Source organism: Kitasatospora sp. NPDC001095 (assembly GCF_053598615.1).
Genome location: NZ_JBSFKQ010000024.1, coordinates 21530 through 47637, shown reverse-complemented (window position 1 = coordinate 47637; position 26108 = coordinate 21530). Strand labels below are relative to the sequence as shown.

Genomic DNA, 26108 nt, shown 5'->3' with positions numbered 1-26108 from the left:
GCGGGCCGCGGCGGCGCCCGTACACTGGGGCGGTACGTCCGGTACCCGTCGCGGACCGGAACGGTCATTCAGGACAAGGGTGGACATGAGTTCGTCCGACTTCAGCGAGTTCGCCCCGTTCGGCGACCCCGGTGACCCCGGCAACCGGCCCGCCCGGCTGGCCGTCGGCGTGGTCGGCACCGGCCGGGTGGGCCCCGCGCTGGGCGCGGCGCTCCAGCTCGCCGGGCACACCGTGGTCGCCGCCTCCGGGGTGTCCGCCGTCTCCCGCCGCCGCGCCGAGGCGCTGCTGCCGGGCGTGCGGATCGTCACCCCGCCGCAGGTCCTGGCCGCCGCCGACCTGGTGCTGCTGACCGTCCCGGACGACGCGCTGGCCGACCTGGTGGGCGGCCTCGCCGCCACCGGCGCCGTCCGCCCCGGGCAGCTGCTGGTGCACACCTCCGGCGCGCACGGCGTCGGCATCCTGGAGCCCGCCACCCGGGCCGGGGCGCTGCCGCTGGCCCTGCACCCGGCGATGACCTTCACCGGCACCTCGGTGGACCTGGCCCGGCTGGCCGGCTGCCCGTTCGGCGTGACCGCCCCCGAGGAGCTGCGGCCGGTCGCCGAGGCCCTGGTGGTGGAGATGGGCGGCGAGCCCGAGTGGGTGCCCGAGGAGGTCCGCCCGCTCTACCACACCGCCCTCGCCCACGGCTCGAACCACCTGGTCACCCTGGTCGCCCAGGCGATGGACCTGCTGCGCACGGCCGGCGTCGCCGAGCCGGGCCGGATGCTCGGCCCGCTGCTGGGCGCCGCCCTGGACAACAGCCTGCGCTCCGGCGACGCGGCCCTCACCGGTCCGGTCGCCCGGGGCGACTCGGGCACCGTACGGCGCCACCTGACGCAGCTCAGTACGGTGTCCCCGGACATCCCGGCGGCCTACCGTGCGATGGCCCGCGCCACCGCACAGCGGGCGCTCGCCAACGGGACGATCGACGAAACGTCGGCGGCGGCGCTGCTGGACGTACTGAACGAGGAGAAGCCCTAGATGGCACGCGGTAAGCAGTCGAACAAGCCCCAGCGGACGCCGAAGGTCCACCGGGCCGTCGTCACCCGCACCGTGGACGAATTCGAGGCTGCGTTCTGGCCGGACGAGCAGCCGGTGGACAACGCCGTCGTGATGACCATGGGCGCGCTGCACGAGGGCCACGCCGCGCTGATCCGGGCTGCCCGCAAGCAGGTCGGCCGGGACGGCCGGGTCGCGGTGACGGTCTTCGTCAACCCGCTCCAGTTCGGCGCGGGCGAGGACCTGGAGCGCTACCCGCGCAGCCTCGACGAGGACGTGCGGCTGGCCGAGGAGAACGGCGCCGACGTGGTCTTCGCGCCGTCCGTCGAGGAGGTCTACCCGAACGGCGAACCGCAGGTGCGCCTGGTGGCCGGCCCGATGGGCGAGCGCTACGAGGGCGCCACCCGGCCCGGCCACTTCGACGGCGTGCTGACCGTGGTCGCCAAGCTGCTGCACATCACCGACCCGGACTTCGCGTTCTTCGGCGAGAAGGACGCCCAGCAGCTGGCGATCATCCAGCGGATGGTCGCCGACCTGGACTTCGACGTCGAGATCGTCGGCGTGCCGACCGTCCGCGAGGAGGACGGCCTGGCGCTGTCCTCGCGCAACCGCTACCTCTCGGCGGAGGAGCGCGCCCACGCGCTCGCCCTGTCCAGGGCCCTGTTCGCCGGCCGGGACGCCGCCGCGCAGGGCCCGAAGGCCGTCCGCGAGGCCGCCTCGGCCGCCCTGGACGGCGCCGAGGGCGTCACCCTGGACTACCTCGCCCTGATCGACCCGCACGACTTCTCGGAGGCGGCGGACGACTTCCAGGGCGAGGCGGTGCTGGCCGTCGCCGCGAAGGTGGGCCCGACCCGCCTGATCGACAACGTCCGCATCATCGTTCGCTGAGACACCGGCAGCGACACCCGCAGCAACACCCCCCTTCAGGCATGCACTCACAGGAGGCGTGACCCGCAATGCTCCGCACCATGCTCAAGTCCAAGATCCACCGGGCCACCGTGACCCAGGCCGACCTGCACTACGTGGGATCCGTCACGGTGGACGAGGACCTGCTCGACGCCGCCGACCTGCTCCCCGGCGAGCTGGTCCACATCGTCGACATCAACAACGGCGCCCGGCTGGAGACGTACACCATCGCCGGCCCGCGCGGCTCCGGCGTGATCGGCATCAACGGCGCCGCCGCCCGCCTCGTCCACCCCGGCGACCTCGTCATACTCATCGCCTACGGGCAGATGGACACGGCCGAGGCCAAGGGCTACGAGCCGAGGATCGTCTTCGTGGACGAGCGGAACCGGATCACCGGCCTGGGCGGGGACGCCGCCGAGGCCCAGGAGGGCACCGGGCTGCTCCGGGGGGACAGGGCGTACGGTGACGGCAACGGCGCGGCCGACGCCGCCTCGCGCTGAAGGAGCCACCCACCCATGTCCACGCACCGCCTCACCGCCCCGGCCCCCGGCTGGACCGCCACCACCGACGTGGTCGTGGTCGGCTCCGGGGTCGCCGGTCTCACCGTCGCGCTCAACGTCCGCAAGGCCGGCCTGCGGGCCATGGTGGTCACCAAGGCGATGCTGGACGACGGCTCCACCCGCTGGGCCCAGGGCGGCATCGCGGCCGCCCTGGGCGAGGGGGACACCCCCGAACAGCACCTGGACGACACCCTGGTGGCCGGCGCCGGGCTCTGCGACGAGGAGGCCGTGCGCACCCTGGTCACCGAGGGCCCGGACGCCGTCCGCCGGCTGATCGCGGTCGGCGCCGCCTTCGACCGCGGCGCGGCCGGCGAGATCCTGCTGACCCGCGAGGGCGGCCACCACCGCAACCGGATCGCGCACGCGGGCGGGGACGCGACCGGCGCCGAGATATCGCGCGCCCTGGTCGCCGCCGTCCGCACCGACCCGGCCATCGAGCTGATCGAGCACGCGCTGGTGCTCGACCTGCTGACCGACGCCGAGGGCCACGCCGCCGGGCTCACCCTGCACGTGATGGGCGAGGGCGCGCGCGACGGCGTCGGCGCCGTCCGGGCCCGCGCGGTGGTGCTCGCCACCGGCGGCATGGGCCAGGTCTTCTCGGCCACCACCAACCCGGCGGTCTCCACCGGCGACGGCGTGGCGCTCGCGCTGCGGGCCGGCGCCGCCGTCACCGACCTGGAGTTCGTCCAGTTCCACCCGACCGTGCTCTGGCTCGGCCCGGAGGCCGAGGGCCAGCAGCCGCTGGTCTCCGAGGCCGTGCGCGGCGAGGGCGCCCACCTGGTGGACGCGGACGGCGTCCGGTTCATGCTCGGGCAGCACGAGCTGGCCGAACTGGCCCCGCGCGACATCGTCGCCAAGGCGATCACCCGGCGCATGCAGGAGCAGGGCGCCGAGCACATGTTCCTGGACGGACGGCACTTCGGCGCCGAGATGTGGGAGCGCCGCTTCCCGACCATCCTCGCCTCCTGCCGCGCCCACGGCATCGACCCGGTCACCGAGCCGATCCCGGTCGCGCCGGCCGCGCACTACGCCTCCGGCGGCGTGCGCACCGACCCGCACGGCCGCACCAGCGTCCCCGGCCTGTACGCCTGCGGCGAGGTCGCCTGCACCGGGGTGCACGGCGCCAACCGGCTGGCCTCCAACTCGCTGCTGGAGGGCCTGGTCTTCGCCGAGCGGATCGCCGCCGACCTGGCCGCGCGGCACGGGGCCGGCGAACTTCCCGAGCGCACCGTGGACGTCGAGGCCGCCCGGTCGGCGCACGCCGTCCCGCTGCCCGCCTCCGAGGCGCGCGCCGAGATCCAGCGGCTGATGTCGCGCGGAGCGGGCGTGCTGCGCTCGGCCGCCTCGATGGCCGACGCCGCGGCCGGCCTCGCCCTGATCGCCGAGCAGGCGTACGCGCACGTCTCGGAGGAGAAGCCGGCCGACCCCCGGGTGGAGACCTGGGAGGCCGCCAACCTGCTGCTGGTCGCCACCTCCCTGGTCGCGGCCGCCGCGCAGCGCGCGGAGACCCGCGGCTGCCACTGGCGCGAGGACTTCCCCGAGCGCGACGACGCCCACTGGCGGCGCCACCTGATCACCACCCTCGCCGCCGCCGGCGGCCCGGTCAGCACCCCTGAGGAGCAGTAGAACCATGACCCACTCCCACGAGGAACTCCCGATGGCCGGCGGCTGCGGCGACGGCTGCGCCTGCGGGGACGGCGAGGGCTACGAGACCGGCCTGGACCCGCAGCTGGCCGAGTTGCTGGAGCAGGCCGGGCTGGACCCGGTCGAGGTCGAGGACATCGCCACCCTGGCGCTGGCCGAGGACCTGGCCGGCGGCGAGGACGTCACCTCGGTGGCGACCGTGCCCGCCGAGGCCGTCGCGACCGCCGACTTCACCGCCCGCCAGGCCGGCGTGGTGGCCGGCCTGCGGGTCGCCGAGGCGGTCGTCTCGCTGATCTGCGAGGAGGAGTTCGAGGTCGAGCGGCACGTCGAGGACGGCGACCGGGTGGAGGCCGGCCAGGTGCTGCTCTCCGTCCGCTCGCGCACCCGCGACCTGCTGACCGCCGAGCGCAGCGCGCTCAACCTGCTCTGCCACCTGTCCGGCATCGCCACCGCGACCCGCGCCTGGGCGGACGCCCTGGAGGGCACCGGCGCGGTGGTCCGGGACACCCGCAAGACCACCCCTGGCCTGCGCGCGCTGGAGAAGTTCGCGGTGCGCTGCGGCGGCGGGGCCAACCACCGGATGGCGCTCTCGGACGCCGCGCTGGTGAAGGACAACCACGTGGTCGCGGCCGGCGGCGTGGCCGAGGCCTTCCGGGCCGTCCGGGCCGCGTACCCGGAGCTGCCGGTCGAGGTCGAGGTGGACACCCTGGAGCAGATCCCGCCGGTGCTGGAGGCCGGGGCGGACCTGATCCTGCTGGACAACTTCACCGTCGGTCAGCTGAAGGAGGCCGTGGCGCTGGTGGCCGGCCGGGCGAAGCTGGAGGCCTCCGGCGGACTGACCCTGGCCAGCGCGCGCGAGGTCGCCCAGACTGGTGTCGACTACCTGGCCGTGGGCGCGCTCACCCACTCCTCGCCGATCCTGGACATCGGCCTGGACCTGCGCGCCTGACCGTCAGCGGTCGAGCACAGACCCGTCCCGACTCGCAGAAAGCGCCCCATGCTCCTCACCATCGACGTCGGCAACACCCAGACCACGCTCGGCCTGTTCGACGGCGAGGACGTGGTGGAACACTGGCGGATCTCCACCGATCCGCGCCGCACGGCCGATGAACTGGCGGTGCTGCTGCAGGGGTTGATGGGCAACCACACCGCGGTCCGGGAGGCCGCGGTGGAGGGCCTGGCGATCTGCTCGTCCGTCCCCGCCGTGCTCCACGAGCTCCGCGAGGTGACCCGCCGCTACTACGGCGACGTCCCCGCGGTGATCGTGGAGCCCGGCGTGAAGACCGGGGTGCACGTCCTGATGGACAACCCCAAGGAGGTCGGCGCCGACCGGATCGTCAACGCACTGGCCGCCAACCACCTGTACGGCGGCCCGTGCATCGTGGTCGACTTCGGCACCGCGACCACCTTCGACGCCGTCAACGCGCGCGGCGACTACGTCGGCGGGGCGATCGCCCCCGGCATCGAGATCTCGGTCGAGGCGCTCGGCGTCCGCGGCGCCCAGCTGCGCAAGATCGAGCTGGCCCGCCCGCGCAACGTGATCGGCAAGAACACCGTCGAGGGGATGCAGTCCGGCATCCTCTACGGCTTCGCCGGCCAGGTCGACGGCCTGGTCGAGCGGATGGCCCGGGAGCTCGCCAAGGACCCGGACGACGTCCAGGTGATCGCCACCGGCGGTCTCGCCCCGCTCGTCCTCGGCGAGGCCACCACCATCGACGTGCACGAGCCCTGGCTGACCCTGATCGGCCTGCGCCTGGTGTACGAGCGCAACCGGCCCGCCGCCGGCTGAGCGGCGCTCAGCTTCCGGGGGCCGGGAAGGCGGGCAGCGTGACCGGTCCCGACGCCGGCCCCGCGTAGGGGTACACGATGCCGCTCCACGCGGACTCCCCGGGGAGGGGCAGGGGAGGAGCCGGCCGGAGGGTCATCCCGGACGGCGACGACAGCGGGAGGGCCGCTCCCGGGGTCGGCTTCCCCGCCCGCGAGTCCTTGATCGCCGTCGCGACCTCCTTCCAGCGCGGGTCCTTCACCACCGCGGCGAGCTGCTCCGGCGTCAGCGGCGGGTCGGCCCGGGTGATCGGGGCGCCCTGTTCCAACGGCTTGCGGTTCCACTCCTGGAGCATCATCTGGTAGCCGTCCCCGGCCAGCTTGGCGGACCAGGCCTTCGACCCCTCCGGCTCGCCGCTGCGCGTGCCGGCCTGGTAGACGGTCAGCCGGGTGCCGTCCGGAAGGACCGACGAGGAGCAGGCGTCCGCGGTCGGCTGCCCGGCCGGCAGCTCGGTCGGCACGCCGGCCGGGCAGTCCATGTCGGCCCCCTTGCCCCCGAATTCGATGATCCAGAACAGGTACTGCACCGGGCCGTGGCCGTCGTCCAGCACCAGCCGCAGCTGCGGGCTGCCGCCCTCGGCGCCCCGGGCCTCGCCCACCGTCACCGCCCCCTGCGGCAGCAGTTCGGTGAGCATCCGCAGGAACTCGGGGCCGGAGACCGGGGCGGCGGACGGGTGGCTCGACGCCGTACCGCCCGACGCCGCGCCGACCACCGCCGCGCCCGGCCCGGGCAGCAGGCCACCGAGCGCGGCGCCGCCCACCCCGGCCAGGGCCAGGGCGGCGGCGCCCGCCGCGGTGCCCACCCGCCGCCGGCGGCGCAGCCGGCGGCCGTACGACCAGCCGGTGTCGACCAGCCGGGTGCCGTCGGTGTCGTAGGCCCCGCCGGCCCGGCCGAGGGCCTCGGCGAAGGCCCGCTCGAACCGCTCGTCGGGCAAGTCGTGCTCTGCGGACATGCTGAACCAACCTCTCTACCATATGAGTTGACGTGACGAACGGGCGGCCCTGCGGCTTCAGCGCCCGGCCAGTTCGCCGATGCCGTCGCCGAGCACCGTCCGGATCCGGCCGAGCGCGCGGTGGGACTGGGTCCGGACGGCGCCCGGGGTGAGCCGCAGGACGGCCGCGGTCTCCTCGACGCTGCGGTCCTCCCAGTAGCGCAGGACCAGTACGGCCCGGTCGCGGGGCGCGAGCCGTCCGAGCGCGTCCACCAGGGCCAGCCGCAGGTCCGGGTCCCCCTGCGGGGCCGCGCCGTCCGGCACCTCGTCGACCGGCCGCTCGCCGCTGGAGCGGCGGCCGCGGTGCGAGAGGAAGGCCCGGACCAGCACGGTGTGCGCGTACCCGGTCGGGTTGTCGATCCGGCGCTTGGCCCCGAACCACGAGGTGCGGTGCCACTGGGCGTAGACCCGCCCGAGCGCCTCCTGCACCAGGTCCTCGGCGAGGTGGGTGTCCCCGCCGGTGAGCAGGCAGGCCGACCGGTAGAGCGGTCTGGCGCGGGCGGCTGCGAAGGCCTGGAATTCCTCGTCCCGCCGCCCGCCCCGGGCCGCCTTCCCCTGACCGTCCGGTTGCATCCTGCCCGGCCCCCTCGCTCGTTCTCCCCTGACACCTGGATGACCAGGTGGCCCCCCGACGGCGTTACAGGTGGCGGCGAAAGGCTTCTTCGCCGGGCCGAACGTGGGTGGTTCGGCGCGACGTTACCGACAAATCGGATATTCCTCACGTAGTGTCAGCCCATGCCTACGCCACACGGATCGCGCGGCGGCATGGCCTTCAGCGCCGACGAAGTCCGCGTGCTGCGCCGCGCCCTCGCCCAAGCCCTGCACCCCGCCGTCCCCGTCCACCTCCAGGGGCCCGACCGGCCGGCGTTCGCCGGGCCGGGCGCCGAACTGTGGGCGGAGGACGTCCAGGACGCCCTGCGCCTGACCGAGGCGATCGACGAGGCCGTCCAGGAGGGCGGGCGGCTGCGCGCCTTCCTGCTCGCCGACCTCGGACGCTACCGCTCCGCCCTGCCCGGCAGCGCCCCCGGCTATCTGCAGCGGCTGGAGGAGGCGGTGACCGACGGATACCTGCCCGGCCCCGAGGACCTCACCGCGCTGCGCGGACTGACCCGCCAGCCCTGCGGCCAGGGCGAGCGGGCCCGCCGCTCCCGGCTCGCCGGGCGCTGCCACGCGCTGGCCGAGGCCGCCGTCCGCGAGCGGCTCGCGCTCCACACCGGGGCGCCCCGCCACCTGGTGGCCGTACCGAGCCCCGCCGCACCGCCGAACAGTCACCCCACCCCTGTAGGAGGACGGATCCCCATGAGCAGCACCGACTCCCGCCCGGAGCAGCCCGCCGCCGCGACGAACCCGCCGCCCCGTCCGCACCGGATGCCCACCCCCGCCGAACTGTTCGGCCGCCGCCCCAAGCCCCCCACCCGACCGGCCCCGCCGACCGACCGGACCCCCGAGGACACGGAGGACGTCGAACTCGCCACCGGCACCGGCTGAGCCGACCGCACCCCCCGGAGGGGAGACCGCCCGTCGCGGTCTCCCCTCCGTCCGCATGCCGGTCCATGTGTCGACAATGCCGTCGTCCCGCCGGCCGCCGCCGGTCACGTCTTCATAACTTCCCCCGCTGACCAGGCCGTTCGGTCCCGACCTGGGCGAATTGATGACGGATCAACCGGGTTGACGGACGTTCGACGATCCCTAGGGTGCGGATCCTCATCACTCCATTCGCGGGGGATTCACATGCACTCGACTCGCACGCGCCGGTTCCTCGGCGCGGGCACGGCCACGGTCGTGGCCGCCCTGGCCGCCGGCACCGCGGCCCTCCCGGCGCACGCCGCCGGCACCCAGCTCAGGATCTTCCCGACCGGCACGATCCAGATCTCGACCCAGCCGGCCCCCCAGCCCCAGTTCGGCGAGAACATCCACCTGCGGATCGGCCGGACCGGCACCGGCGTCGTGAACGGCGTCAAGCTCGCGTTCGACACCACCGGCATCGACGGGCTGGCCACGCTCAGCGTCCCGGGCTGCGCCACCGCGGGCAAGGTGATCACCTGCGACCTCTGGCGCCTCGACCTGGAGAACATCAACATCACCAACCACCCGTGGCTGAGTGCCGTCGCGGGAGTCCGCCCCGGCTCCACCGGGACCGTCCACGCCACCCTCAGCGCACCCGGCGCCGAGACCGGCGAGGCCGACATCCCGGTGGAGATCGGCGGCGCCGGCTTCCGCACCAAGGCGCCCTCGGAGCAGCTCGGCGTCAAGGTCGGCAGCACGCTCCCGTCGACCCTCGAGTTCGCCAACCACGGCGAGTCCGCGGCCCGGCGGGCGGTCGTCGAGGTCTACCTGACCCCCGGCCTCGACGTGGCCACCTGGCCCTCCAACTGCGAGTACGCGAAGGACAAGGGCGACTGGGCGGGCCGCGGCTTCGGCCGCCCGATGCCCACCGTGCACGGCATCTGCACCGTCGACGGCGAGATCGCCCCCGGCCAGGCCGTCAAGCTGAACGGCCTCGACCTCACCGTGGGCGCGGACGCCCGCTACGCCTTCGCCGGCTACTCCGTCTTCCCCGCCGAGGGCATGTACGGCAGCGGCGCCGCGGACCTGCGCCGGCAGCTGTCGTTCCAGCGCGGCACGGGCGCTCCCGCCACCCTGGTGAAGACCTCCGGTGAGGGGATCCCGGACGGTCTCGACATCAACGCCTACTCCACCGAGCAGGAGGTCCTCGCCGACAACAGCGCCGACTTCGCGGTGAACGGCTCCTGGGCTCCGGACGCCTCCGGCACCACCGGTACCTTCACCCTCGGGGCCGTCAACAACGGTCCGGCCTCGGTCATGGACCGCAGCGGCGGCGAGGCCGCGCCCAACCTCACCGTGCAGTTCCCGGAGGGGGTCACCGTCACCGGCCTGCCCGCGACCTGCCGGCCGAACGACTACGTGCTCGGCCAGAAGTCCGACAAGCCGCTCAACAAGTTCTCCTGCGACGGACTGGGCGACTTCTTCATCCCGGCGGGCGCCACCAACTCCCACAAGCTGACCCTCTCCGTCCCCGAGGGCACCGGCGAGCTGACCGCGACGGTCTCCCTGCAGAACATGACCAGCGAGTACGAGCCGGGCCACCCCAGCGCTGTCATGGGCTGGGACCACAACCCCGCCAACGACCTGCTGAAGGTGGACCTGCGGGCCGCCCCTGGCAGCACGCCCGGCACCGGCGGCACGCCCGCCCCGACCCCCACCGGGGCGCCCACCGAGGCGCCCGTCACCGAGCCCTCCCCCGCGCCGACCGGCACGGTCGTCCCGGCCGGCCTCACCGGCAGGGACTCCGCCGGTCCCGACGCGCAGGCCGACCCGGGCACCGGCGGCACCCGCTCCGGCTCCACCGTGCGCACCGGCTCCGGCGCCGACCGGGCCACCGGCGGCAGCCTGGCCAGCACCGGAACCTCCGCCGCCCTCCCGCTGGCCGCGACGAGTGCCGCCGCCGTGCTGCTCGGCACCGCCGGTCTGGTCACCGCCCGCCGGCTCCGGGCCCGCCGCGACGGCTGACCCCGCCGCACCGAGGGGAGACCGCCGTCGCGGTCTCCCCTCACGGCAATCCCGGCGCGGAGCACCACGTGTGGCTGGCTACCCTTGTGGGGTGAGCGATCAGAGCCTTGTTCCCGCGACCGACGACCTTCCCGAGCAGATGCGCGTCCGGCGCGAGAAGCTGGACCGGCTCCGGGCGGCCGGTGTCGACCCGTACCCGGTCGGATTCCCCCGCACCACCACCATCGCGGACCTGCGCACCAAGCACCCCGACCTGGAGCCGGACACCGCCACCGGCGAGCGGGCCGGCGTCACCGGCCGCGTGATCCTCTCGCGCACCGGCGGCAAGCTCTGCTTCGCCACCCTGCGCGACGGAACCGGCGACCTCCAGGTGATGTTCTCCCTGGACAAGCTGGGCGCGGAGCGGCTGGCGGCCTGGAAGGCCGACATCGACCTCGGCGACCAGGTCGGCGTCGAGGGCGAGGTGATCACCTCCAAGCGCGGCGAGCTGTCCGTGATGGTGGACCGCTGGGAGCTCACCGCCAAGTGCCTGCGCCCGCTGCCGGACAAGCACAAGGGCCTGACCGACCCGGAGGCCCGGGTCCGCCAGCGCTACGTGGACCTGATCGTCAACCCCGAGGCCCGGGAGATCCTGCACCTGCGCAGCAAGGTCGTCCGCTCGATCCGCCGCACCTATGAGGACCGCGGCTACATCGAGGTCGAGACCCCGATGCTCCAGCCGGTGCACGGCGGCGCCAACGCGCGTCCGTTCAAGACGCACATCAACGCGTACGACATCGACCTCTACATGCGCATCGCCCCCGAGCTGTACCTCAAGCGGCTGGTGGTCGGCGGCGCCGAGAAGGTCTTCGAGATCAACCGCAACTTCCGCAACGAGGGCGCGGACTCCACCCACAATCCGGAGTTCACCTCGCTGGAGTCGTACGAGGCGTACGGCGACTACGACACCCAGGCCGAGCTGATCCGCGAGACGATCGTCAACGCGGCCCGGGACGCGCTGGGCACCACGGTGATCAGGGGCGTGGACGCGCACGGCGTCGAGCACGAGATCGACCTGGCCGAGCCGTGGGAGGAGGTCCGCGTCTACCCGGGCATCTCCGCCCGCCTGGGCGCCGAGGTCACCCCGGAGACCAGTGTCGAGGAGCTGCGCAAGCTGGCCACCGAGCACGGCATCCCGTTCGAGAAGGACTGGGGCCACGGTCAGATCGTCCTGGAGATGGTCGAGCGCCTGCTGGAGGAGAACGCCGTCCGGCCGACCTTCATCAAGGACTACCCGACCGAGGTCTCCCCGCTGACCCGCCAGCACCGCTCGCAGCCCGGCGTTGCCGAGAAGTGGGACCTGGTGATCTTCGGGACCGAGATCGGCACCGCCTACTCCGAGCTGGTCGACCCGGTCGAGCAGCGCGCCCGCCTCACCGCCCAGTCGCTGCTGGCGGCCGGCGGCGACGTCGAGGCCATGCAGGTGGACGAGGACTTCCTGCGCGCCCTGGAGTACGCGATGCCCCCGACCGGTGGCCTCGGCCTCGGCGTGGACCGCCTGATCATGCTGCTGACCGGCAAGAACATCCGGGAGACGGTGCTCTTCCCGCTGGTGAAGCCGGAGCCGAAGGCTTCCGCCCCGACGGCGGAGAAGACCGAGGAGGAGTGACCTGATGGACTACGTCAGCGCGATCGTGCCGCCGCTGGTCATGGCGATCGGCTTCGGATTCCTGGTGCGGGCCATCATCCGCAGCCAGGGCGGGGCCCAGCGGGCCAAGGAAGACCTCGACTGACGCCGTCAGCCGCCCGAACGACCGGCGCGCCGCCATTCCCGATTCCCGGGGGTGGCGGCGCGCCGGTTTGGCGCACTTCACAAGATTTGCCCCATTCACTCCCTATCCTGGCCGCACTATGGTCCGGCAACTCGGCGAACTTGAGAACGCCATCATGACCCGGGTGTGGCAGTGGAACCGACCGGTCACGGTTCGCGAGGTTCTCCTGGATCTGCGGTCGGAACGCGAAATCGCGTACACCACGGTGATGACCGTCCTGGACAAGCTCCACAGAAAGGGCTGGCTGCGCCGCGAGCGGGTCGGCCGGGCCTATCGATATGAACCGGTCTCCTCGCGTGAGGCGTACACGGCGGCCCTGATGAACGACGCCTGGGCCACCAGTGACAATCCGGCGGCGGCCCTGGTGCACTTCTTCGGCCTGATGTCCCCCGAGCAACGCGAAGCGCTCCGGGACGCCTTGCGGGTGGCCGCACTGTTCCCGTCCGATCCGCCCGGCGCGGATTCCGCGGACGACGGACCGGATACCGGTGGGACGGAACCGGGAGCGGCGCGATAACGTCCCGACCATGGAGGTCACCATCCGCCGGGCGCGGACCACGGACGTGCGGGCAGTGCGCGGGCTCATCGACGCCTACTCTCGCGACGGCATTCTGCTGGACAAGCCCACAGTCACACTGTTCGAATCCGTCCAGGAGTTCTGGGTCGCGGAACGCGACGACAACGGCGCGGTGGTGGCCTGCGGTGCACTGCACGTGATGTGGGAGGACCTCGCCGAGGTCCGCACGCTCGCCGTGGATCCGGTCGTCCGGGGCCACGGGATCGGGCACCTGCTGCTGGAGAAGCTGGTGCAGACGGCACGCTGGCTGGGCGTCCGTCGGATTTTCTGCTTGACGTTCGAGGTCGCGTTCTTCGCGAAACACGGTTTCGTCGAGATCGGCGAGGTCCAGGAAACCGATGATGGTACGACAGACCCGGCGGCGATCGCTACGGATGTCTATGAAGAACTCCTCCGCTCGTACGATGAAGGCGTCGCCGAGTTCCTCGACCTGGAGCGGGTGAAGCCCAACACACTGGGCAACTCGCGCATGCTGCTGCACCTCTGAGCCGCTCCACCCGGGTCAAGGGTTTGTGTTTTCCGGAGAAAGGCGCTTTCCTTTCCTTAGGCAATGGGTCGTTTAGCGGAAAGGGAAGCCCGTGGCACAGAGGGTGCAGGTCATTCTTGAAGACGATCTCGACGGCGGTTCGGCGGACGAGACGGTGACGTTCGCGCTCGACGGCGTTGCCTACGAGATCGACCTGAAGAGCGCGAACGCGGACAAGCTCCGCGGTCTGCTGGCGCCGTACGTCGAGAAGGGCCGCAAGCAGAGCGGCCGGCTCGCCGGTGCCCGCCGCCCGGGCCGCGGCGGTGCCGCGCGTCCGTCCGGCGGCGGTGCGCCCGACACCGCCAAGATCCGCGCGTGGGCCAAGGAGCAGGGCCTGGAGGTCAACGACCGCGGCCGCGTTCCGAGCAACGTCCGCGAGGCCTACGAGAAGGCCAACGCGTCCTGATCCCGGCGCCGCAGGCCCGCCGGAGCGGGCGCGGGGCCCCGGCGGCCGGAGACGGCACCGCCATCACACGCACGGGGCGCGGAGGGTCTCCTCCGCGCCCCGCGGCGCGTGCCCACCGGGGCCGCGCCACCACCGGTACCGAGGGCCGCGCGGGGCGCCGGCTCGGGCGGCGGAACAACGACGGCCTGTGCGACGCTGTAGGGGCGAAGCGGCAACGCGGACACCTCCGGGCGGTGCACCCGGGCCCCGGCCGCCGTCGAACCGCCGTCTCCACGGCCCGACTTCTCGCCAGGCGAACACCGCCACCGCGGAAACTGCGCGAGAAGCGCCCCGATACCGGGTATGAATGCAGGTGGACGGGTTCTTCGGCCCGTCCAGGGGCAGTAAGTGCGACCGGCCGGAGCCGTTCCGGCCGCGCCCCGGCGGCACGTGTTCGCCGATGGCGTAGCGGAATCCGGTGCATCCGGCCCGTCTGCGGGAACACCGTTTCCCAGCATCAGGTTGAGATTGGTGTCGGCTGGTCGCGCAGCATCTCGCTCCTCTACCGGGGAGTGAATCCGTGGGCCGCGCCGCTGAGCGGGACTAGCATGCGGAAGGACAGGGCGGGGACGGACCCCGAACTGCCCGACCGCTCTGAGGAGCGATAAACGATGTTCGAGAGGTTCACCGACCGCGCGCGGCGGGTTGTCGTCCTGGCTCAGGAAGAAGCCCGGATGCTCAACCACAACTACATCGGCACCGAGCACATCCTCCTGGGTCTGATCCACGAGGGCGAGGGCGTCGCCGCCAAGGCCCTGGAGAGCCTCGGGATTTCTCTTGAGGCCGTTCGCCAGCAGGTCGAGGAGATCATCGGCCAGGGCCAGCAGGCCCCGTCCGGCCACATCCCCTTCACCCCCCGGGCGAAGAAGGTCCTGGAGCTGTCGCTCCGCGAGGCGCTTCAGCTCGGCCACAACTACATCGGCACCGAGCACATCCTGCTCGGCCTGATCCGCGAGGGCGAGGGCGTCGCCGCCCAGGTCCTGGTGAAGCTGGGCGCCGACCTCAACCGGGTGCGCCAGCAGGTCATCCAGCTGCTCTCCGGCTACCAGACCGGTGGCGGCGGCAAGGAGTCGGCCACGGCCGGCGGGCCCGCCGAGGGCACCCCGTCCACCTCGCTGGTCCTGGACCAGTTCGGCCGCAACCTCACCCAGGCCGCCCGCGAGGCCAAGCTCGACCCGGTCATCGGGCGCGAGAAGGAGATCGAGCGGGTCATGCAGGTGCTGTCCCGCCGCACCAAGAACAACCCGGTGCTGATCGGTGAGCCCGGCGTCGGCAAGACGGCCGTGGTCGAGGGCCTGGCCCAGGCGATCGTCAAGGGCGAGGTCCCGGAGACGCTCAAGGACAAGCAGCTCTACACGCTGGACCTGGGCGCCCTGGTGGCCGGCTCGCGCTACCGCGGTGACTTCGAGGAGCGCCTGAAGAAGGTGCTCAAGGAGATCCGCACCCGCGGCGACATCATCCTGTTCATCGACGAGCTGCACACCCTGGTCGGCGCGGGCGCCGCCGAGGGCGCGATCGACGCCGCCAGCATCCTCAAGCCGATGCTGGCCCGCGGCGAGCTGCAGACCATCGGTGCCACCACCCTGGACGAGTACCGCAAGCACCTGGAGAAGGACGCCGCGCTGGAGCGCCGCTTCCAGCCGATCCAGGTCGCCGAGCCCTCGCTGCCGCACACCATCGAGATCCTCAAGGGTCTGCGCGACCGCTACGAGGCCCACCACCGGGTCTCCATCACGGACTCCGCCCTGGTCGCCGCCGCCACCCTGGCCGACCGGTACATCTCGGACCGCTTCCTGCCGGACAAGGCGATCGACCTGATCGACGAGGCCGGCTCCCGGATGCGCATCCGCCGGATGACCGCGCCGCCGGACCTTCGCGAGTTCGACGAGAAGATCGCCGACGTGCGCCGCGAGAAGGAGAGCGCGATCGACGCGCAGGACTTCGAGAAGGCCGCGTCCCTGCGCGACGACGAGAAGCAGCTCCTGCAGGCCAAGGCCAAGCGCGAGAAGGAGTGGAAGGCCGGCGACATGGACGTCGTCGCGGAGGTCAACGAGGAGCTCATCGCCGAGGTCCTGGCCACCGCCACCGGCATCCCGGTCTTCAAGCTGACCGAGGAGGAGACGTCCCGCCTGCTGCGCATGGAGGACGAGCTGCACAAGCGCGTCATCGGCCAGAAGGACGCCATCAAGGCGCTCTCCCAGGCCATCCGGCGCACCCGTGCGGGCCTCAAGGACCCGAAGCGCCCCGGCGGTTCGTTCATCTTCGCCGGCCCGTCCGGTGTCGGTAAGACCGAGCTGTCCAAGACGCTGGCGGAGTTCCTGTTCGGCGACGAGGACGCGCTGATCGCGCTCGACATGTCCGAGTTCTCCGAGAAGCACACCGTCTCCCGGCTGTTCGGCTCCCCGCCCGGCTACGTGGGCTACGAGGAGGGCGGCCAGCTGACCGAGAAGGTCCGCCGCAAGCCGTTCTCGGTCGTCCTCTTCGACGAGGTCGAGAAGGCCCACCCGGACATCTTCAACTCGCTGCTGCAGATCCTGGAGGACGGTCGCCTGACCGACTCCCAGGGCCGCGTGGTCGACTTCAAGAACACCGTCATCATCATGACGACCAACCTCGGCACCCGGGACATCTCGAAGGGCTTCAACCTTGGCTTCGCGGCCACGGGTGACACCCAGACCGGGTACGAGCGGATGAAGGCGAAGGTCGGCGAGGAGCTCAAGCAGCACTTCCGCCCCGAGTTCCTGAACCGTGTCGACGACATCGTGGTGTTCCACCAGCTGTCCGAGGACGACATCATCCAGATCGTCGACCTCATGATCGCCAAGGTGGACGAGCGGCTCAAGGACAAGGACATGGGCCTGGAGCTCAGCGTCGAGGCCAAGAAGCTGCTGGCCAAGCGCGGCTACGACCCGATCCTGGGTGCCCGTCCGCTGCGCCGCACCATCCAGCGCGAGATCGAGGACCACCTCTCCGAGAAGATCCTCTTCGGCGAGCTGCGGGCCGGCCACATCGTCGTCGTCGACGTCGAGGGCGAGGGCAAGGACGCCAAGTTCACCTTCCGCGGTGAGGAGAAGTCGGCCGTCGCGGACACCCCGGCCGCGGTCGCCTCGTCCGGTCCGGACCTGACGAAGTAACCCAACTTTTAACAGACAACTTCACAGCCACCGAGCCCCCGGCGTTCACGCCGGGGGCTCGATGCGTGCGCCTCCCACCAGGGCCGGAGCCGGTGCGGGCCGGGATGGCTGGCTCCCACGCTGGCTGGTGCGGGTGCGCCCGGTTTCTCAGCAAGCTTTAACCAACATACGGTTGACAGACGGTCAGGTGATGGGAAGTCGCGGAGCATAGCGCCGTGGCCATGTCATGGTCAAGGTCTATCTTTTCTGTGCACGCTTGTATCAAATGACGTCCACCTGTCTTTCATTTTGGTTTGCCGGGCTTTGGCCATGCGCTTGGCCCCGGTCGGGGAGGACGTCACAACGTTGAAGAACACCAGGAAAACCGCTGCGGCCTCGACGGCCGCGGCGGTCATAGTCGCGCTCGGTGCGGGCCTGTTCCCGGGCACCGCCGTCGCCGCCGGCTCGGCCCCGGTCCCGAAGGACCCGGCCGACGCCGTTCAGAACACCGAGCACAACATTCCGGGCCCGCTGACCGCGAAGGTGGAGGCGGAGCAGAAGGCCGCCACCGAGAAGCTGCTCAACGGCACCGCGCAGATCGAGCAGCACAACGGCAGCACCAGTGTGAAGCTCGGCAAGGACAAGTACGTCGAGCTCGCCCGCGAGCGCACGGACAAGATCTTCACCATCCTCGTCGACTTCGGTGACCAGGTGGACAACACCACCAAGACCGCCGACGGCAAGGTCAAGTACGGCGGCGAGCCCGGCCCGAAGCACAACGAGATCGAGGCGCCGGACCCGGCGACCAACAACTCGACCGCCTGGCAGGCCGACTACAACCAGCAGCACTTCCAGGACCTGTACTTCGCCAAGGACAAGCCCTCGCTGAAGACCTACTACGAGAAGCAGTCCTCGGGCCGCTACTCGGTCGACGGCGTGGTCTCGGACTGGGTCCGGGTGCCGTGGAACGAGGCCCGCTACGGGTCCGACTACTGCGGCTCCAACGTCTGCGCCAGCGCGCAGGACCTGATCCGCGACGCCGTGGACATCTGGTACAAGGACCAGCTGGCCAAGGGTCAGACCGAGGCGCAGATCAAGGCGACCCTGGCCCAGTACGACCAGTGGGACCGCTACGGTTCGCACCACGACGGGAACTTCAACCAGCCCGACGGGTACATCGACCACTTCCAGATCGTGCACGCCGGCGAGGACAAGTCGGCCGGTGGCGGCAAGCAGGGCACCAAGGCCCTGTGGGCGCACCGCTCGTACGTCTACGGCAACCTGCAGGGCACGGCCGGCCCCGAGGGCAACAAGCTCGGCGGCGTCCAGGTCGGCAACAGCGGCCTGTGGATCGGCGACTACACGATGCAGCCGGAGAACGGCGGCCTCGGCGTCTTCGCCCACGAGTACGGCCACGACCTCGGTCTGCCGGACCTCTACGACACCGCCGGCAAGGGCATCGACAACTCGGTCGGCTTCTGGTCGCTGATGTCCTCCGGTTCCTGGCTCGGCGAGGGCAAGAACAGCATCGGCGACATGCCGAACGACCTCGACGGCTGGAGCAAGTACCAGCTCGGCTGGCTGAACGTCGACCGCGCCAAGGCCGGCACCGAGTCGACCCACCACATCGGCCCGGCGGAGTACAACAGCAAGCTGCCGCAGGGCCTGATCGTCGACCTGCCGAAGAAGAGCATCACCACCGACATCAACAAGCCGTTCGGCGGCACCGGTGAGTGGTGGAGCGGCAGCGCCGACAACCTGAACGTCACGCTGACCCGCGACATCGACCTGACCGGCAAGGCCAAGGCCGGCATCAACGCCAAGGCCTGGTACGAGCTGGAGCAGGACTTCGACTACGCGTTCGGCGAGGTCTCCACCGACGGCGGCAAGACCTGGACCGTCATCGACGGCACCTGGAACGGCACCGCACTGCCGCGCGAGAACGGCCGTCCGGCCATCAGCGGCCAGGTGGCCGCCTGGGGTGACCTGTCGTTCAACCTGGACGCCTACGCCGGCCAGAAGATCAAGTTCCGCTACCACAACACCACCGACGGCGGCCTGCACTACCGCGGCCTGACGCTGGACAACATCGCGGTCGTCGCCGACGGCGCCACCGTGTTCAGCGACGACGTCGAGAAGGCCGACAACAGCTGGGCGGCCGAGGGCTTCACCCGCTTCGGCGGCTCGTACACCAAGGACTACGCGCAGTACTACATCGCGGAGAACCGGCAGTACGTGTCCTTCGACCAGACGCTGAAGACCGGCCCGTACAACTTCGGCTTCGCCGACAAGCCGAACTGGGTCGAGCACTACTCGTACCAGCCCGGCCTGCTGATCTGGTACTGGGACCAGTCGCAGACCGACAACAACGTCAGCGCCCACCCGGGCCACGGCCTGGTCCTGCCGGTCGACTCGCACCCGGCTCCGCTGAAGTGGACCGACGGCAGCCTGATGCGTCCGCGCATGCAGGGCTACGACTCCACCTTCGGCTCCCGCCGCACCTCGGGGCTGACCCTGCACAAGGCCGGCGTCGAGACCGTCATCCCGAAGGCCAAGGGCGTCGACGAGTTCAACGACCTGAAGTCCTGGTGGAACAAGGACAACCCGTACAGCGGTGTCGACGTCCCGAAGACCGGGACCAGCATCGAGGTCGAGAACGAGTCCTCGAACTACCTGGAGACCTGGATCCGGGTCCGCCCGGTCGACAACTGATCGCCACCCCGGTAGCGATCGGCCTGTGACCAGGCAGCTCTGACAACTCCACGTCCGGCCCGTCCCCGCAGCGCGCGGGGGCGGGCCGGACGCTTTGTCGGATCCGGTCGGGGTCGGGCCGGTCGGGGGCGGGCCGGACGCTTTGTCGGATCCGGTCGGAGTCGGGCCGGGGTTCAGGACCGCCCGGCTCCGGGGCCGGCCGACAGCCGGTCCAGGAAGGCGGCGACCGCCACCGCGACGTCCGCGCCGGTCCAGTCGAGGGCCGGCGCGGCGACCGTGACCTCGGTCATCGAGAACCCGGGCGACCCGCACTCGCGCCAGGCGCCGAACAGCCCGATCCCGGTGTCCTCGGCCAGCCCCAGCCCGGCCTCCTCCAACTCCGCGGCCGGGTACGGCAGCCAGAGCTGGAACTGGTGGGTGTGCGGCGGGGCCGGCTGCACCCGGGCACCGGGGACGGCGGCGACCGCCCGGGCCAGCGCCCCGGCGACCGTCCGGGCGTGCGCCACGTACCCGGCCAGCCGCGGCAGTTCGCGCTCCAGCCCGGCCAGGGCGGCCAGCGCGAACGGCCACTGCTGGTAGAGCTGCCCGCCGTAGCGGTGCCGCCAGGCCCGGGCGGTGCGGACGAAGCCGCGCGGGCCGGCCAGCGCGGCGCCGCTGATGCCGCCGAGCGCCTTGTAGAAGGAGACGTAGACCGAGTCGGCCAGGGCGGCGACCTCCGGCAGCGGCCGGCCGAGGGCGACCGCGGACTCCCAGATCCGGGCGCCGTCCAGGTGCAGCGCCGCACCGTGCTCCTCCCGCACCACCGCGGCCAGCTCCACCAGCTCCGCCCAGCCGGGCAGCACGAACCCGGCGTCGCGCAGCGGCAGCTCCAGGCTCAGCGCGGCGTACGGCTCGTCCAGGGCGCGCAGTTCCTCGGCGGTGGGCTGGCGCGGCGCGGTGGTCGGCCAGAGGCTGCGCAGGCCGGACAGGACACCGAGCGCGTGCCGCTCGTGCCGGTCGGTGTGGGCCAGCGGATGGGTGACCACGGCGCGCAGCCCGGCGGCCTCGGCGTGGATCCGCAGCGCGGTCTGCTGGGCCATCGTGCCGGTCGGGAAGAAGGCCGCGTCCTCGGTGCCGAGCAGCTCGGCGACCCGCTGCTCCAGGGTGCGAACCACGCCGTCGCCGTACTGGTCGGGGCGGCCGTCCAGGTCGGGGGCGGTGTGGGGCTCGGGAGCGGCGTGCGGCTCGGAGGTGCCCCCGGGCTCGCCCGGGGGCCGGCCCGCCAGGTCGGCGAGGCGTTCGCGGATGCTCTGCGGCCGGGCCCCGGACAGCAGCCGCTCGCAGCCGCGCAGGGCGGCGAAGCGGCGGTCCGGCAGGCTCGGGCGGTCACTGGCGTCGGGATCTTCGCTCCTGTTGCCATACATGGCTCGATGGTCCCGCAGCGGGCCGCACCGGTCAGCGGTGCGGGCGGAAAGCGGTCCGAGTCCGCCAAACCCCGGCCGCGCGTGGTGCTGGTCACAGGCCTCCGGCGCGGTACGACCGGTGGTAGTAGTGGAGCCGGAGGGATCGGCGGACCACTGCGAAGCCGTCATGGACGATCGGATCGCATGATCACTACTCCATCGGTTGGAATCTCCGACGCCACGCTGACTACATGCCGTAGTACGTCACCGCGTTTGGGACTCCGCTCAGTGACCGTTAAACCTGAGTGGTCCCCCGCTCAGCACGCTCCCGAACGGGCCCTTCGTGCTGCCCTCGTACGATCCGTGAGGTACGGCAAGCGATGTCCACCATCCCGCCCGTCGGGCCGGCCCTCCGCCGGCTCGCCGCCCGAGCGGTGGCCCAGGCCGCGGCCCAGGCCGCCGTCTGGCGGCCCCGGATCGGCCACGCCGTCCGCACCCAGGCCGCGCCGCTGCGCACGCTCGGTTCGCCCCGGCACACCACGCTGCCCGGCAGCAGCCAGCGCGCCGAGCACGACCACGCGCTGATCTCGGCCGGGGCCGCCGCCGTGCTGCTCGCCGGCGTGCTGCTGGTGGCCACCCCGGGCACGGCCTCGGCGCAGACCGTACGACCCACCACGCCGGGCAGCTCGGCCTTCACCGTGCCGCGGGCGGAGGTGCCCAACGCCGGGCTGGTCCAGGTGGCCGGCCCCAGCCCGTACAAGCTGCCCGACGACGGGGCCTCGGCGCAGCAGTCCGTGGGGGTGGCGGCCAACCTGCTGCCGCTCGTACCGCCGCCGCCGGAGCCCGAGGAGGAGCCCGCCGGAGAGCCGGCCCCGGAGCCCGAGCCCGCGCCCGAGCCCGCACCCGAGCCGGCTCCCGGGTGGTCGGCGCCGGTGCCGAACGCGCCGACCAGCAACCCGTACGGGAAGCCCGACCGCCACTACGCGGCCGGGTACCACACCGGGGTGGACTTCGCGGTGGCCCCGGGCACGCCGCTGCTGGCGGTCGGCGACGCGACGGTGGTGTCGGCCGGCTGGGACGGCGCGTACGGCAAGGAGGTCGTGCTGCGGCTGGCGGACGGGCACTTCGCGCAGTACGCCCACATGTCCTCGGTCTCCGTCTCGGCGGGCCAGCAGGTGTCGGCGGGCGAGCGGCTCGGGTCGTCCGGGAACACCGGCAACTCGACCGGCCCGCACCTGCACTTCGAGATCCGCACCAGCAACCGCTACGGCGCGGTGGTCAACCCGATCGCCTACCTCGCGGGGCACGGCGTCACGGACTTCTGAGCCGCCCGACGGTCGTCAGCCGACGCTGGGGGCGGGGTGGCTGATCCGGGCGCCGATCTCCAGCGCGATGTCCCGGGCCGCCCCGATCGCCTCGTCCAGCTCGGCCGGGGGCGGCTGCTCGCCCCACACGTTCGGGGCGTGCTCGCAGTCCGCGTTGTCCTGCTTGACCAGGAACAGCGACGAGTGGACGGTGAACAGCGCCATCGCGGCCCGCAGCCGGTCGTGGAAGTCCGCGCCCGGCCCGTGCACCAGCTGCATCATGGTGATCATGCGGTCCTTGAAGGCCAGCCCGGCCGGGGACTCGCGCAGCGCGGGCTGGTTCTCGTGGAAGAAGCGCAGCAGCGGGGCCCGCTCGGCCATCCCGTCGGCGAAGCGGCGGATCAGCTCGTCGCGCATCTCCGGGCTCCAGCTCTGCTTGCGGCCCCACTCGATGGTGTCGTCGATCGGCGCGGCCATCCGCTCGACGATGCCCAGGACGATGTCGTCCTTGGTCTTGAAGTGGTAGTAGAGCGCGGCCTTGGTGACGCCCAGGCGGTCGGCGATCTCGCGCAGTGAGGTCTGCTCGTAGCCCTGCTCGGAGAAGAGCTCCAGGGACACCTCGATGATGCGAGCCCGGGTGTCGCTACGGGGGCTGTGCGGAGTGCCCATGGCCTGCCTCATGACTGCGTCGGTGACTACTGCGGACCCCGGGGCGGTGTCCGCCCCGGGCTCATTCTCCCTGCCCAGAAGGCCGGTCGGGAAACTGGCTTGACGACCGGCTAGTGAACAACCTACCGTGCCGACGGTCGATAAACTAGCCGGGCGACAAGTAAGTGAGCCGCCCCACGGCACCACGCTCCGCCCGCACCACCCTCCGGGAGACCCCACCTCATGTCACAGTCCAAGACCGCCGGCCCGGTGCCGGAGGGCAAGACGGCCGAGGAGGAGCAGCCGCGGTCACCGCGCGAGATCCGCCTCGTGATGGTCGGCCTGGTCGTCACCATGCTGCTGGCCATGCTCGACAACCTGATCGTCGGCACCGCGATGCCGACCATCGTCCACGACCTCGGCGGCGCCGAGCACCTGTCCTGGGTGGTCACCGCGTACACCCTGGCCACCGCCGCCTCCACCCCGATCTGGGGCAAGCTCGGCGACATGTACGGCCGCAAGGGCACCTTCCTCACCTCGATCGTGATCTTCCTGGTGGGCTCGGCGCTGTCCGGCCTGTCGCAGACCATGAACGAGCTGATCGGCTTCCGGGCCGTGCAGGGCCTGGGTGCCGGCGGTCTGATGGTCGGCGTCATGTCGATCATGGGCGCGCTCGTCCCGCCGCGCGACCGCGGCAAGTACCAGGGCATGTTCGCCGCGGTGATGGCCCTCGCCACCATCGGCGGCCCGCTGGCCGGCGGCTTCATCACCGACCACCTGAGCTGGCACTGGACCTTCTACATCAACCTGCCGCTCGGCGTGATCGCGCTGGCCGTGGTCGTCGTCACCCTGAAGCTGCCGAAGGTCCGCAGCAACGCCAAGATCGACTACCTGGGCGCGATCCTGCTCACCACCGGCATCACCTCGCTGGTGCTGATCACCACCTGGGGCGGCCAGCAGTACGCCTGGGGCTCCAAGGAGATCCTCGGCCTGGCCGCGCTCGCCATCGCCTCGCTGATCGGCTTCTGTTACGTGGAGCGGCGGGCCCAGGAGCCGATGCTGCCGCTGGGCCTGTTCCGGAACCTGAACTTCACCCTGGTCTCGATCATCGGCTTCATCGTCGGCTTCGTGATGTTCGGTTCGACCGTCTTCCTGCCGCTCTACCAGCAGACGGTCCAGGGGGCCTCGGCGACCAACTCCGGGCTGCTGCTGATGCCGATGATGTTCGGCATGCTGATCATCTCGCTGGTGGTCGGCCAGGCCGTCACCAAGACCGGCAAGTACCGGATCTTCCCGATCATCGGCACCCTCGTGATGACCGGCGGCCTGATCCTGCTCTCCACCATGGGCACCGAGACCAGCAGGTTCACCTCGGCCTGCTGGATGATCGTGCTGGGCGCCGGCATGGGCTTCCTGATGCAGGTCACCATGCTGGTCGCGCAGAACAGCGTCGAGCTCAAGGACATGGGCGTGGCCAGCTCCACCGCCACCCTGTTCCGCACCATCGGCGGTTCCTTCGGTGTCGCGCTGTTCGGCGCGCTGTTCAACAACCGGGTGACCGACACCATGAAGGAGCGGCTCGGCGAGCAGGCCGTCACCGGTGGCGGCGCGCAGGATCCGAGCCAGATGACCATGGACGACCTGCGCAAGCTGCCCGAGGCCGTTCAGGACGCCTACCACCACGCGGTGTCCAACGGCATGCACACCGTCTTCCTGTGGGGCGCCGGCGTGGCCGTGATCGCGATCGCCGCGGCGGTGTTCCTGCGTGAGGTGCCGCTGCGCGGGACCGGCAAGGACGAGAAGCAGGCCGAGGCCTCGCTGGAGACGGCGGCCGTCTGACGGCTCCGCCCCGTACGGCGCCCCCGGGAGGTTCGCCCTCCCGGGGGCGCCGTCGTTCCGCGGGCGTCGTGGTTCCGCGGGCGCCGTCGTTCCGGGGGCGGGCGGCTGCGCGCGGGCCGTGGGGGCCACGGGGCCTGGCGGGGGCCGGGTGGGTTCGGCGCGGGAGGTGCCCGCTACTGGGGCAGCCGGTAGACGCCCTGCTCGACCGGCTCGACCAGGCCGTCCGCCACCAGGCCGTCCAGTGCCCGGGCCCGCTGCACGGCGTCCGGCCAGACCGCGTCCAGCCGGGCCTGCGGCACCGTCCCGTGCGCCTCGCGCAGCACCGCGAGCAGCTTGCCGCGCACCTGGCGGTCCGTGCCCTCGTAGGACTGGCCGCGCCGGGCCGGGCCCTCGTACGGCGGGCGGCCGGCCCGCTGCCAGGCGCAGGTGGTGAACAGCGGGCAGTCCCCGCACTCCGGGCCGCGCGCGGTGCAGACCAGCGCGCCCAGCTCCATCACGCCGACCGCCCAGGTGGCGGCCGTCTCGGCGTCGTCCGGCAGCAGCGCGGTGGCGGTGCGGCGCTCGGCGGCGGTGGTGGCCTGGGCCGGGTACTCGACGCCGGTCACCGCGCGGGCGAACACCCGGCGGACGTTGGTGTCCAGCACCACGTGCCGCTGGCGGAAGGCGAAGGAGGCGACGGCGGCGGCGGTGTACTCCCCCACCCCGGGCAGCGAGAGCAGGGTGGCGTGGTCGTCCGGAACCTCGCCGTCGTGCTCCTCGGTGATCGCCACCGCGGCCGCGTGCAAGCGCAGCGCCCGGCGCGGGTAGCCCAGTCGGCCCCACATCCGGACGGCCTCGCCGGGCGCCTCGGCGGCGAGGTCGGCCGGGGTCGGCCAGCGGGTGAGCCAGGCCTCCCAGGCGGGCAGCACGCGCTTGACCGGGGTCTGCTGGAGCATGAACTCGCTCACCATGACCGCCCAGGGCGTCGCGTCGGGGGCGCGCCAGGGCAGGTCCCGCTTGCTCGCCTCGTACCAGTCCAGGACGGTCGAGTGGAACAGCGGCAGGGGCATCGGCGGCCGGACGGCGCCGGCGGCGGGGGCGGTGATGGCAGTCATGGCCCTTCGATCCTCCCACGCCCGCCGACCGGGCCGAAGCGGACCGGGGTGGTCCGGATCGCCCCCGGGACCCGCCGGAAATCGTCCGGTCGGGGCTCGCTCGAACGGATCAAATGGCGGATCATGTGAAGGAAGGGGCGACGGTGCGGTGTTGGTGAGTC

20 protein-coding genes and 1 pseudogene are annotated in these 26108 nt (G+C 72.1%); 16 read left to right on the top strand and 5 right to left on the bottom strand.

Annotation, left to right across the window (positions count from 1 at the left end; all coding sequences use genetic code 11):
• Window positions 1–85: 85 nt before the first annotated feature.
• From ACWDBB_RS20735 to ACWDBB_RS20710, 6 genes are all read left to right on the top strand, one after another.
• Window positions 86–1021, top strand: a complete 936-nt coding sequence (locus ACWDBB_RS20735; RefSeq protein ID WP_449791003.1) for a Rossmann-like and DUF2520 domain-containing protein — start codon at window positions 86–88, stop codon at window positions 1019–1021.
• The gene (panC, locus tag ACWDBB_RS20730; RefSeq protein WP_449791002.1) at window positions 1022–1927 is read left to right on the top strand and encodes a pantoate--beta-alanine ligase; all 906 of its coding nucleotides are present in this window, start codon (window positions 1022–1024) and stop codon (window positions 1925–1927) included. It begins immediately after the preceding gene.
• Between the two features lie 68 nt (window positions 1928–1995).
• A complete protein-coding gene (gene panD, locus ACWDBB_RS20725) occupies window positions 1996–2445 on the top strand; it encodes an aspartate 1-decarboxylase (RefSeq protein WP_392867777.1) in 450 nt (149 codons plus the stop codon).
• A gap of 15 nt (window positions 2446–2460) precedes the next feature.
• A complete protein-coding gene (locus ACWDBB_RS20720) occupies window positions 2461–4131 on the top strand; it encodes an L-aspartate oxidase (protein ID WP_449791001.1) in 1671 nt (556 codons plus the stop codon).
• 4 nt (window positions 4132–4135) lie between these two features.
• Window positions 4136–5098 (top strand): carboxylating nicotinate-nucleotide diphosphorylase, encoded by a 963-nt coding sequence (nadC, locus tag ACWDBB_RS20715; RefSeq protein ID WP_449791000.1) that lies wholly within the window; start codon window positions 4136–4138, stop codon window positions 5096–5098.
• Between the two features lie 48 nt (window positions 5099–5146).
• Window positions 5147–5938 carry a type III pantothenate kinase gene (locus tag ACWDBB_RS20710; RefSeq protein WP_224283786.1) on the top strand — a complete coding sequence of 264 codons (792 nt, stop codon included), beginning with the start codon at window positions 5147–5149 and terminating at the stop codon, window positions 5936–5938.
• Between the two features lie 7 nt (window positions 5939–5945).
• Here ACWDBB_RS20710 and ACWDBB_RS20705 read toward each other — a convergent pair whose 3' ends face one another.
• Both ACWDBB_RS20705 and ACWDBB_RS20700 read right to left on the bottom strand, forming a co-directional pair.
• The gene (locus ACWDBB_RS20705) at window positions 5946–6926 is read right to left on the bottom strand and encodes a hypothetical protein (protein WP_449790999.1); all 981 of its coding nucleotides are present in this window, start codon (window positions 6924–6926) and stop codon (window positions 5946–5948) included.
• A gap of 57 nt (window positions 6927–6983) precedes the next feature.
• Entirely contained in the window at window positions 6984–7538 is a 555-nt protein-coding gene (locus ACWDBB_RS20700) for a SigE family RNA polymerase sigma factor (RefSeq protein ID WP_449790998.1), read from the bottom strand.
• A gap of 162 nt (window positions 7539–7700) precedes the next feature.
• Between ACWDBB_RS20700 and ACWDBB_RS20695 the strand changes: the two genes are divergently transcribed.
• From ACWDBB_RS20695 to ACWDBB_RS20660, 8 genes and pseudogenes are all read left to right on the top strand, one after another.
• Window positions 7701–8453, top strand: coding sequence for a hypothetical protein (locus tag ACWDBB_RS20695; RefSeq protein WP_449790997.1), 753 nt, complete (start codon window positions 7701–7703; stop codon window positions 8451–8453).
• 243 nt (window positions 8454–8696) lie between these two features.
• On the top strand, window positions 8697–10496 hold the full coding sequence (locus ACWDBB_RS20690; RefSeq protein ID WP_449790996.1) for a hypothetical protein: 1800 nt from the start codon (window positions 8697–8699) through the stop codon (window positions 10494–10496).
• A 127-nt stretch (window positions 10497–10623) separates the two neighbouring features.
• Window positions 10624–12144 (top strand): annotated as a pseudogene (lysX, locus tag ACWDBB_RS20685) (bifunctional lysylphosphatidylglycerol synthetase/lysine--tRNA ligase LysX); the annotation flags it as partial.
• Window positions 12145–12386: 242 nt separating this feature from the next.
• A complete protein-coding gene (locus tag ACWDBB_RS20680; protein ID WP_449790995.1) occupies window positions 12387–12824 on the top strand; it encodes a BlaI/MecI/CopY family transcriptional regulator in 438 nt (145 codons plus the stop codon).
• A gap of 10 nt (window positions 12825–12834) precedes the next feature.
• On the top strand, window positions 12835–13371 hold the full coding sequence (locus ACWDBB_RS20675) for an amino-acid N-acetyltransferase (RefSeq protein ID WP_402415582.1): 537 nt from the start codon (window positions 12835–12837) through the stop codon (window positions 13369–13371).
• A gap of 91 nt (window positions 13372–13462) precedes the next feature.
• Window positions 13463–13816 carry a histone-like nucleoid-structuring protein Lsr2 gene (locus ACWDBB_RS20670; RefSeq protein ID WP_363380541.1) on the top strand — a complete coding sequence of 118 codons (354 nt, stop codon included), beginning with the start codon at window positions 13463–13465 and terminating at the stop codon, window positions 13814–13816.
• Window positions 13817–14466: 650 nt separating this feature from the next.
• Window positions 14467–16989, top strand: coding sequence for an ATP-dependent Clp protease ATP-binding subunit (locus ACWDBB_RS20665; protein ID WP_402415585.1), 2523 nt, complete (start codon window positions 14467–14469; stop codon window positions 16987–16989).
• Window positions 16990–17334: 345 nt separating this feature from the next.
• Window positions 17335–19680: an immune inhibitor A domain-containing protein gene (locus ACWDBB_RS20660; protein ID WP_449790994.1), complete on the top strand. Its 2346-nt coding sequence runs from the start codon at window positions 17335–17337 to the stop codon at window positions 19678–19680.
• Between the two features lie 173 nt (window positions 19681–19853).
• On the opposite strand, the gene ACWDBB_RS20655 is transcribed toward ACWDBB_RS20660, so the two are convergent.
• Window positions 19854–21083, bottom strand: coding sequence for a threonine aldolase family protein (locus ACWDBB_RS20655; protein WP_449790993.1), 1230 nt, complete (start codon window positions 21081–21083; stop codon window positions 19854–19856).
• 359 nt (window positions 21084–21442) lie between these two features.
• Here ACWDBB_RS20655 and ACWDBB_RS20650 point away from each other — a divergent pair, with 359 nt between their 5' ends.
• Entirely contained in the window at window positions 21443–22387 is a 945-nt protein-coding gene (locus ACWDBB_RS20650; RefSeq protein ID WP_449790992.1) for a M23 family metallopeptidase, read from the top strand.
• Between the two features lie 15 nt (window positions 22388–22402).
• On the opposite strand, the gene ACWDBB_RS20645 is transcribed toward ACWDBB_RS20650, so the two are convergent.
• Window positions 22403–23035, bottom strand: coding sequence for a TetR/AcrR family transcriptional regulator (locus ACWDBB_RS20645; protein WP_449790991.1), 633 nt, complete (start codon window positions 23033–23035; stop codon window positions 22403–22405).
• Between the two features lie 222 nt (window positions 23036–23257).
• Here ACWDBB_RS20645 and ACWDBB_RS20640 point away from each other — a divergent pair, with 222 nt between their 5' ends.
• A complete protein-coding gene (locus ACWDBB_RS20640) occupies window positions 23258–24853 on the top strand; it encodes an MDR family MFS transporter (protein WP_449790990.1) in 1596 nt (531 codons plus the stop codon).
• Window positions 24854–25026: 173 nt separating this feature from the next.
• On the opposite strand, the gene ACWDBB_RS20635 is transcribed toward ACWDBB_RS20640, so the two are convergent.
• Window positions 25027–25947 carry an A/G-specific adenine glycosylase gene (locus ACWDBB_RS20635; RefSeq protein ID WP_449790989.1) on the bottom strand — a complete coding sequence of 307 codons (921 nt, stop codon included), beginning with the start codon at window positions 25945–25947 and terminating at the stop codon, window positions 25027–25029.
• Window positions 25948–26108 lie beyond the last annotated feature (161 nt).